Annotated in this window: 8 protein-coding genes; 5 read left to right on the top strand and 3 right to left on the bottom strand. The window is 62.6% G+C overall.

Going from position 1 to position 8,565, the window contains the following annotated elements; genetic code table 11:
• Positions 1 to 104: 104 nt before the first annotated feature.
• The 3 genes from ACTO5E_RS01970 to ACTO5E_RS01960 are packed head-to-tail and all read right to left on the bottom strand — an operon-like array spanning position 105 to position 2,236.
• Positions 105 to 1,430 carry a PFL family protein gene (locus ACTO5E_RS01970; protein ID WP_482301112.1) on the bottom strand — a complete coding sequence of 442 codons (1,326 nt, stop codon included), beginning with the start codon at positions 1,428 to 1,430 and terminating at the stop codon, positions 105 to 107.
• Between the two features lie 19 nt (positions 1,431 to 1,449).
• The gene (locus ACTO5E_RS01965) at positions 1,450 to 1,947 is read right to left on the bottom strand and encodes a GNAT family N-acetyltransferase (RefSeq protein WP_482301109.1); all 498 of its coding nucleotides are present in this window, start codon (positions 1,945 to 1,947) and stop codon (positions 1,450 to 1,452) included.
• 7 nt (positions 1,948 to 1,954) lie between these two features.
• A complete protein-coding gene (locus tag ACTO5E_RS01960; protein ID WP_482301107.1) occupies positions 1,955 to 2,236 on the bottom strand; it encodes an ACT domain-containing protein in 282 nt (93 codons plus the stop codon).
• Positions 2,237 to 2,785: 549 nt separating this feature from the next.
• Here ACTO5E_RS01960 and ACTO5E_RS01955 point away from each other — a divergent pair.
• The 5 genes from ACTO5E_RS01955 (at position 2,786) to ACTO5E_RS01935 (ending at position 8,373) form a co-directional block, all read left to right on the top strand.
• Complete coding sequence (locus tag ACTO5E_RS01955) at positions 2,786 to 3,661, top strand: aldose 1-epimerase family protein (protein WP_482301105.1); 876 nt, start codon at positions 2,786 to 2,788, stop codon at positions 3,659 to 3,661.
• Entirely contained in the window at positions 3,661 to 3,975 is a 315-nt protein-coding gene (locus ACTO5E_RS01950) for a MazG-like family protein (protein ID WP_482301104.1), read from the top strand. Before ACTO5E_RS01955 ends, ACTO5E_RS01950 begins: the two co-directional genes overlap by 1 nt.
• On the top strand, positions 3,975 to 4,820 hold the full coding sequence (locus ACTO5E_RS01945) for an HAD family hydrolase (protein WP_482301102.1): 846 nt from the start codon (positions 3,975 to 3,977) through the stop codon (positions 4,818 to 4,820). The genes ACTO5E_RS01950 and ACTO5E_RS01945 overlap by 1 nt, the downstream gene beginning before the upstream one ends.
• 72 nt (positions 4,821 to 4,892) lie before the next feature.
• Complete coding sequence (locus ACTO5E_RS01940; RefSeq protein ID WP_482301100.1) at positions 4,893 to 5,624, top strand: PilZ domain-containing protein; 732 nt, start codon at positions 4,893 to 4,895, stop codon at positions 5,622 to 5,624.
• A 565-nt stretch (positions 5,625 to 6,189) separates the two neighbouring features.
• The gene (locus ACTO5E_RS01935; protein ID WP_482301098.1) at positions 6,190 to 8,373 is read left to right on the top strand and encodes a glycoside hydrolase family 3 N-terminal domain-containing protein; all 2,184 of its coding nucleotides are present in this window, start codon (positions 6,190 to 6,192) and stop codon (positions 8,371 to 8,373) included.
• Positions 8,374 to 8,565 lie beyond the last annotated feature (192 nt).

Here is an 8,565-nt window from a genome sequence, read left to right as displayed (position 1 = left end):
GGGGAAAGGGCCGAGCCTGTTGGCAAACGCCGTCCCTGGGTGCGGGCAGACGCTTGGGGCTCCCTCTGTTTTCAAACGGCTCCGGCCCGCCCTTCTCCCCCGGGTCAGTTTTTCAGGCTTTGCAGGGGCGCGGGAATTTTGCCCCCCCGGTGAATAAACGCCGCCGGGCTGGCGGTGTTGACAGGCATCACCGGCCCCTGGCCCAGCAGCCCCCCAAAGTCCAGCTCCTCCCCGGCCTGCTTGCCAATGGCGGGGATCACCCGCACGGCGGTGGTTTTGCTGTTCACCATGCCAATCGCCGCCTCGTCGGCAATAATGCCGGAAATGATCTCCGCCGTGGCGTCCCCGGGAATCACGATCATGTCCAGCCCCACCGAGCACACCGCGGTCATGGCCTCCAGCTTGGAGAGGGTCAGACAGCCGCTGCGGGCGGCGGCGATCATGCCCGCGTCCTCTGTCACAGGGATAAACGCCCCGGAGAGCCCCCCCACACTGGACGAGGCCATGACCCCGCCCTTTTTCACCGCGTCGTTCAGCAGGGCCAGGGCCGCTGTGGTGCCGTGGGCCCCGCACTGTTCCAGGCCCATGGCCTCCAAAATGTAGGCGACGCTGTCTCCAATCGCCGGGGTAGGGGCCAGGGACAGGTCTACAATGCCAAAGGGCACGCTCAGCCGCCGGGAGGCCTCCTGGGCCACCAGCTGGCCCATGCGGGTGATTTTGAAGGCCGTGCGCTTGACGAGCTCCGCAATCTCAGTCAGGCTCAGGCCCGCCCCGCTTTTTTTGATGGCCGCCCGCACCACGCCCGGGCCCGAGACCCCTACGTTGACAACGCAGTCCGGCTCGCCCGGACCGTGGAAGGCCCCGGCCATAAAGGGGTTGTCCTCCGGCGCGTTGCAGAACACCACCAGCTTGGCCGCGCCAATGCAATCCCGGTCCGCGGTGAGCTCTGCGGTCTGCCGGACGATTCTGCCCATTTTTTCCACAGCGTCCATGTTGATGCCCGCCTTCGTGCTGCCCACATTGACCGAGGAGCACACCAGCTCCGTCTGGCTCAGGGCCTCCGGGATGCTCTCAATCAGAGCGTAGTCCCCAGGGCCAAAGCCCTTTTGCACCAGAGCCGAGTAGCCGCCGATAAAGTTGACCCCCACCGTGTGGGCGGCCCGGTCCAGGGCCTTGGCAAAGCGAACAGGCGAAGCCCCCGGGCAGGCCCCTGCCACCAGGGCGATGGGCGTGACGGAAATGCGCTTGTTGATAATAGGGATGCCATACTGGCGGCTGATGTCCTCCCCGGTCCTCACCAGGTTTTCGGCATAGCGGCATATTTTGTCATAGACCCGGCCGGCCGCGGCGTCCGGGTCCGGCCCGGCGCAGTCCAGCAGGGAGACGCCCATGGTGATGGTGCGCACGTCCAGGTCCTCGTTGTCTATCATCTCAATGGTCTCTAATATTTCATTGGCGTTCAATTCTTGATTCCCCCTTGATAGGTTGTTTGTCCCAGGCCTTTTCCATCACGTCCCAGCAGAGCACGTCCCCGCTGGGCTGCTTTTCGGTGAGCATATCCGCCACCCGGTATCCCCGCTTCCAGTACAGCGCGGCGGCAGGCAGAGAGGCCTCCAGGCGGATTTTGCCAAATTCTTCCCCAATGGCCCTCTCCGCGAAGTCCAGCAAAGCCCGGCCATAGCCCCTGCCCTGGCGCGCCCGGGGCACATACAGCCGGGTGATTTCATCCTTATGGAGGGTGACGGTGCCCACAGCCTCGGAACCCGCCCACAGCAGATAGACCTCTCCGGCCTGGATGTCAGGCAGGATGGCCTCATCCCTATGCCAGTCCAGGAAGAAATCTACCACGCCTGCCGGGTAATAGCTGGGGTAGACCACCTGAATGGTGCGCCGGGTGATGTCCCCCACAACGGGAAGGTCTTCGGGCAGTGCTTTCCTTATTTCCATAAACGCCTCAAATCCGATGCATCGAGTTGAAAATGTCCTCATGCATCACATGTATCTTTAAGCCCAGCTCCGCCCCCAGAGCATCCATCTGCTCAGAAAGAGCCGCCACGTCCGTTTTGGCTCCCGCCATATCCACCAGCATCACCATAGCAAACAAATCCTGCAAAATCGACTGGGTTACCTCCAGCACATTCACACCGCTCTGGGCGCACATATGGGATACTCTGGCCAGAATGCCTACCATGTCTTTGCCAATGACCGTGATCACCGCTTTTTCACCTTTTATCATAGCTTACAACTTCCTTTCCTGATTCTGTGGAGCAAGGACATTGTTCACGCACCGGCAGCTGCGCCGCCTGGTTCGCAAAAACACAAACCGCGTTCATGATACTATTATGAGGGACAGGAGGAGAGATGTCAAGGGAAGTTTTTTGCCCGGGCTTCGGAAGGCAGGCTGCCGGCCTGGGGTTCTCCCCAAGTCTGCTGCAAAAAACGACAGAATAAGGCGCGGAGAGGCAAATGGAAAACTGCGGCGAAAGGTTGTCAGAAGCAAAGCCCCGCAAGCTACGCGGAGCATGATTGGGGGATACCCATATCGTCGTATGCGGAGCGGAAGGAAACCAACCGTTTGCAGACACTGGCAAAGCACCGGAACAAATCAAAAAGAGAGCCCACCGCAAACCCAGAATGTCTCTTGGTTGAACAAACGCGGACGGCCCGGCCTGCGGAAGCCCGCTATTCTTTTTTTAAGCCGGACGCTCCCCTCCCCCTTCCTCCCCTTGCATCTCCCGGCCCCCTCTGTTATAATGGTAGAAAACTGCCGAAAGGTGTGGTCAACATGATCTATGAACGAAGCAACCGCCGCTTTACCGCCCGGGTGGACTCTCTGGGCGCTCAGCTCCTCTCCCTTCAGGACGCCTCTGGCTTTGAGTATATCTGGCGCGGAGACGAGGCCTATTGGCGGGAGCACGCCCCGGTGCTGTTCCCCATTGTGGGCGCGCTCCGGCAGGGGAAAAGCCGCATCAACGGCCAGTGGTATGAGATGGCCCGCCACGGCTTTGCCAAGCGCTGCCAGTTTGCCCTGGCCGGTCAAACCGAGGACAGTATCAGCCTGCGCCTGACCCCCAGCCAGGAGACCCGGGCCCAGTACCCCTTTGATTTTGCTTTTACCGTGGACTATACGCTGACCGAAGAGGGCGTTTCCACCCGGTTCACGGTGGAAAACCCCGGCAGCCGCCCCCTGCCCTTTGCCGTGGGGGGACACCCGGGCTTTTCTGTGCCGGTCAACGAGGACGCTGCCTTTGAGGACTACATCATCCGCTTCGACAGCCCCGAGGATCAGGCCTGCCCGGTGATTGACCTGCAGGCCGGCCTGATCGACTGGGACAAGGAGGGCTTCCGGCTGACAGGAAGCGAAATCCCTCTGCGCCACTCCCTGTTCTATCAGGACGCGCTGGTGTTCGAGGGCCTGCGCTCCCATACCGTGCAGATTGTCAACCCCAAAACCGGCAAGGGCGTGGAGATGGACTTCTCCGGCTTCCCCATGCTGGGCGTCTGGTCCGCGGTGAACGACGGCCCCTATGTGTGCCTGGAGCCCTGGACCGGCTGCGCCACCCTGACCAGCGAGGGGGACGAATTCACAGAGAAAAAGGGCATGACCATGCTCCCGCCCGGAGAGCGGGCAGTCTATGGCTTTGCCGTGAGGGTGCTGTAATGGCGGCGGACTGGAAGCTTTTGCAGAAGCAGGCCTACCAGAACAAGCTGGACCACCATTTTAATGTGACAGACGTGAACCTGGAATTCTGCTACCTCTACGGGGAGATGGCTGAGGCCCACCACGCCTGGATGGACCAGAAGCCCGACCTGGGGGAGGAGCTGGCGGACATTGCCATCTACCTTTTGGGTCTGGCGGAAATTCTGGGGGTAGACCTGGAGGACGAGGTTGTGAGAAAAATGGATATCAACCGCCGCCGTCGCTATGAAAAAACAGCGGAGGGCTGGCGGAAATACATGGTGGAGGACGAATAATGGAGATCAGGCTGCTGGCATTTGACCTGGACGGCACCACCATTGTCAACCACCGGGAGCTGCCCGAAAGAAACCGCCAGGCGCTGCTGGCCGCGGCGGAGCAGGGGGTGGTTCTGGCGCCCGCCACAGGCCGTATGCGGGACTTTCTGCCGGAATCCATCCGGGCGCTGCCGGTGCGGTACGCCATCACCTCCAACGGGGGCGCGGTGTATGACCTGCAAACCGGGGAGGCTCTGGCGGAGGAGCTCATACCCAGCGGGCAGGCCCTGGCAATTCATCAGATTCTCAAAGAATACGACATTTTTATCGAATATTACACCCGGGGCCACGCGGTCACCAGCCGGGCCCTGTGGGAGCGGGCCCTGACCGAGCTGCTGCCCCCCCGCAAGCACTGGCTGGCAAAGGGAAAAAACTATGAGCTGGCGGAGGACCTGGAAGCCCTGTTTCGGCAGGGGCTGTGCCCGGAGAAGGTGAACCTGCCCTGTCTGACAGAGGACCAGAGCCGGGAAATCCGGCGGAGGCTGGCGGCTTTGGGAGGGCTGCGGCCCACCTCCTCCATTCCGGACAATCTGGAAATCAACAGCGAGAGAGCCCACAAGGGCCGGGCCCTGCTGATGCTGGCCGGCCGGCTGGGCCTTTGCCCGGACCAGCTGATGGCTGTGGGCGACAACGGCAACGATGTGACCATGCTGGAGGCTGCGGCATATTCTGTGGCAGTAGAGAACGGGTCGGCCCAGGCAAAGGCAGCGGCAAAAATGATAACCGCCCCCCACGACCAGAACGGCCTGGCCCAGGCGGTGGAGAGGCTCATCCTCCGCGGGGGCGCCCCACTGGCTGGGGCTTGACTTTTCCAGGGGGATTTCGTATAATATTCCTAACGAAGTTTATGGTCCGCACAGGCGGAAAAGGTGGTATTTATGGGCTTTTTTCAAAAACTCTTTGGCAAAGAAAAGGAGGCCCCGGAGGTCAAGGCCCCTGCGGCCGGCTCCGGGGTGGCCGAGCAGCTCCCCGAGCTCACCGAGGGTCTGTCTTTGGACGTAGTCACGGAAGACGGCAAGCTGATGCTCACCGGCCGGGTCTCCAACGTCAACGGCGCCAGCCTGACATTGGAGCGCCTGCCCGGCTGGCTCTCTTTTGAGACCTGCCCTGTGGGAGACCGGGTGGCCATCCGGGGGTTCAGCAGGCAGATGGTCGCGTTCAATCTCAGCGGCGTGGTGGCCGAGTCCAACCGCATTGTCTTTCGGGTGAAGAACCTGAAGGTAGAGCATGTCATCAACCAGCGCATGAGCTTCCGCCTGCCGGTGAACACCCACGCCTCCCTGTACCGGGCGGACGACGAGCGCTTCAACCGGCCGGAGGAGTGCGTTCTGGTGGACGTGAGCACCGGCGGGGCCTGTGTGGAGACCGAGTACATACACCCCGAGGAGGAGGTTTTGCAGCTGCGCTTCAAGCTGGAGGACTATCCTGTCATGACCTTCCGGGGGCAGATTGTCCGGGGCGCGGAGTACACGGCGGGCCGCTACCGCTACGGCGTGCTGTTTGCCCAGCTGAAGCCCGAGGAGCTTACCACCCTCACCCGCACCCTCTACAACATACAAACCGGCAACCGCCGGGAATGGAGCCGCGGCATGGAGGGCACCTGGTCCTAGCGGGGAGCCCCCGCCGGCAATTCGCGAAGCGCGTCGCGGGGAGCCCCCGCTGGCAATTCGCGAAGCGCGTCGGCTGGCCGATGCTGCAGTTTGCAAGCGGGAAGGCTCGTAATCGCGGTTTGTAGCGGCCGTTTACCGATGGTCCTGGCGGGGAGCCCCGCTGGCAATTCGCGAAGCGCGTCGGCTGGCCGACGCTGCAGTTTGCAGGCGGGAAGGCTCGTAATCGCGGTTTGTAGCGGCCGTTTGCCGATAGCTTTTTGGGGCTCGCTGGTTTGACTATATTACATTTCTGTTGACGCGGCCCCCGCCGTTGATTAAGTTGCGTTCTGTTGGCGCGGCCGCGTTCCCATTTCACGGCTTCCATGCTGGCTGACGCGACTATAACTTTCCTAGAAGTTCGCACTTTGTTGATGCTGTGTACACAATTCCACAATCGAATTCCAGTCTTATTTGACGCAGACGCGCTCTGCGTCACTGTTTTTTGCGTCAAAAACGTCCCAAAAGGCACACGGCTCGGCATGGTTTCAGGGCCTTGACCATAAAAAATCGGAAGGCAGGCTAAAAAATGAAGTACCAAGATCCAAGTTTGACCCCGGCTCAACGGGCTGCAGACCTGCTCCCCCGCCTCAGTCTGCGGGAGAAGGTGGGCCAGCTGAATCAACGGCTTACCGGCTTTGCCTGCTATCAGGTGGAGCGGGGCCGTGTCCGGCTGAGCCAGGAATTGATAGACGAGGTGCAGCGTTTTCACGGCCTGGGCTGTCTTTACGGCCTGTACCGGGCCGACCCCTGGTCCCGCCGGGACTTCTCCAACGGCCTTGCCGGCCCGCTGATGAAGCAGGCCTACAACGCCGTCCAGCGCCTGGTGCTGGAGCACTCCCCCCACCGCATCCCCATGCTTATGAGCAGCGAATGTCCCCACGGCCACCAGGCGTTGAACGGCTACCTGCTGCCGGTCAACCTGGCCTGCGGCGCGGCCTGGGACCCGGAGCTGGTGAAAAGGGCTTACGCTGTCTGCGGGGCTCAGCTGCGGGAGCTGGGGGTGGACCTGGCCCTGGTCTCCATGCTGGACGTGCTGCGGGACCCCCGCTGGGGCCGCAGCGAGGAGTGCTACAGCGAGGACCCCTTTCTCTGCGCCGCCCTGGCCCGGGCGGCGGTGGCCGGGTGCCGCACCGGGGGCACAGAGGTAGTGGCCAAGCATTTCTGCGCCCAGGGAGAGACCACCGGCGGAGTCAACGCCAGCGCCGCCCGCATTGGCCCCCGGGAGCTCCGGGAGGTCCACCTGCCCCCTGCCCGGGCCGCTGTTGAGGCAGGAGCCCAGGGGATTATGGCCGCGTATAATGAGATTGACGGGGTGTTCTGCCATGCCAACCGGGAGCTGCTCACAGGCATTCTCCGGGAGGAGCTGGGCTTCACCGGCCTGGTGATGGCAGACGGCGTGGCGGTGGACCGGCTGACGGAGTTCACCGGAAGCCCTGCCGCGTCTGCCGCCCTGGCCCTTAACGCCGGTGTGCAGATGAGCCTGTGGGACCGGGCTTTCTCCGCCCTGGAGGAGGCGGTGGAGCAGGGGCTGGCGTCTGAGGAGGCTGTAGACCGGGCCGTGCTGGCGGTGCTGGAGCTGAAATTCCGGCGGGGCCTGTTCGAGCGCCCCTTTCTGGAGGAGGAGCCACCCAAGCTCTACGCCTATTCCCAGCATCCCGAGAGCCTGCAGCTGGCCCGGGAGAGCGTGGTCCTGCTGAAAAACCAGGGGGTTCTGCCCCTGAAGGGCGCGCCAAGCATCGCGGTGCTGGGCCCCAACGGCAACGCCCTGTACAACCAGCTGGGGGACTACACCCCGCCCCAGCCCCAAGGGAGCGGGGTCACGGTGTACCAGGGCCTGCGCGCCCTTTTGGGAGACCGGGTGGGTTATGCCCAGGGCTGCTCTCTGTGCGGAGAGGACGAGAGCGGCTTTGCCCCGGCCCTGGCTCTGGCGGAAAGCAGCGACCTGATACTGCTGGTACTGGGCGGCTCCTCCAGCCGGTTTGGCCATGTGCGGTTTGACGCCAACGGCGCCGCCTTAGTTGACCATAATGACAGCTCGGTTGACGGTAACCCCTCTCAGGACACGTTGGAAATGGACTGTGGGGAGGGCGTGGACTGCCCCTCTCTCCGTCTGCCGGGGGTGCAGGAAAAGCTGGCTGAGGCTGTCTTCTCCCTGGGCAAGCCTGTGGTGACCTTGATCATTGCCGGACGCCCCTACGCCATCCCCCGGCTGGCGGAGAGGTCAGAGGCTCTGCTGTACAGCTTTTACCCCGGCCCTATGGGAGGCCAGGCGTTGGCGGAGATTCTCACCGGGCGGATCGACCCCAGCGGCCGCCTGCCTGTCACCCTGCCCCAAAGCGTGGGGGGCCTGCCCTGCGCCTATAATCACAAGGCCTCCTATCAGCCTGCCCAGGCCCCTTTATACCCCTTTGGCTTTGGGCTGAGCTATACCCAGTTTCAGGCAGAGGGCCTGGCTCTTGAGGAGGAGCCTCTTCAGGTTAAGTTTACCATAACAAATACCGGCGAGAGAGTAGGCACAGCGGCGCCTCAAATCTATTTCCGGCGGCTGGCCGGTCCCACTGTCCCCCGGGTGAAGGAGCTGGCGGGCTTTTGCCGGGTAGAGCTGGCCCCGGGGGAGAGCCGGGCCTGCGCCATCCCTCTGGGGCCTCTCCCCCGCCCGGCCCGTATATGGTTGGAGCTGGGCCCCCACGCCAAGCTTGAGCTGAAATAAAAGCCCGGCAGCATGGGTGTCCTGTCTGTGATTCCCCAGAAATCTCACCGGTAAGAAAAACTGTGCGGGATGCACGGCCTTGCCGCAGGGCGCGTCCTGTAAGCCACAGACCGCGCCCCATTTAACCATTCACTTCCAGAGCAATCGCTGAAAACAGCCGCAAAAAGCCCCAGGACCGCTTCATCCGCAGTC

It is taken from the genome of Acutalibacter sp. (genome assembly GCF_056800975.1).
Note: the sequence above shows the minus strand (reverse complement) of the source record. Positions and strands in the feature narration are given on the sequence as shown.

Coding starts and splice junctions, on each gene's coding strand:
- ACTO5E_RS01970 (WP_482301112.1), bottom strand. CDS start 1,430: ATGATAGACAACGAGGACCTGGACGTGCGCACCATCACCATGGGCGTC.
- ACTO5E_RS01965 (WP_482301109.1), bottom strand. CDS start 1,947: ATGGAAATAAGGAAAGCACTGCCCGAAGACCTTCCCGTTGTGGGGGAC.
- ACTO5E_RS01950 (WP_482301104.1), top strand. CDS start 3,661: ATGGCGGCGGACTGGAAGCTTTTGCAGAAGCAGGCCTACCAGAACAAG.
- ACTO5E_RS01940 (WP_482301100.1), top strand. CDS start 4,893: ATGGGCTTTTTTCAAAAACTCTTTGGCAAAGAAAAGGAGGCCCCGGAG.
- ACTO5E_RS01945 (WP_482301102.1), top strand. CDS start 3,975: ATGGAGATCAGGCTGCTGGCATTTGACCTGGACGGCACCACCATTGTC.
- ACTO5E_RS01955 (WP_482301105.1), top strand. CDS start 2,786: ATGATCTATGAACGAAGCAACCGCCGCTTTACCGCCCGGGTGGACTCT.
- ACTO5E_RS01935 (WP_482301098.1), top strand. CDS start 6,190: ATGAAGTACCAAGATCCAAGTTTGACCCCGGCTCAACGGGCTGCAGAC.
- ACTO5E_RS01960 (WP_482301107.1), bottom strand. CDS start 2,236: ATGATAAAAGGTGAAAAAGCGGTGATCACGGTCATTGGCAAAGACATG.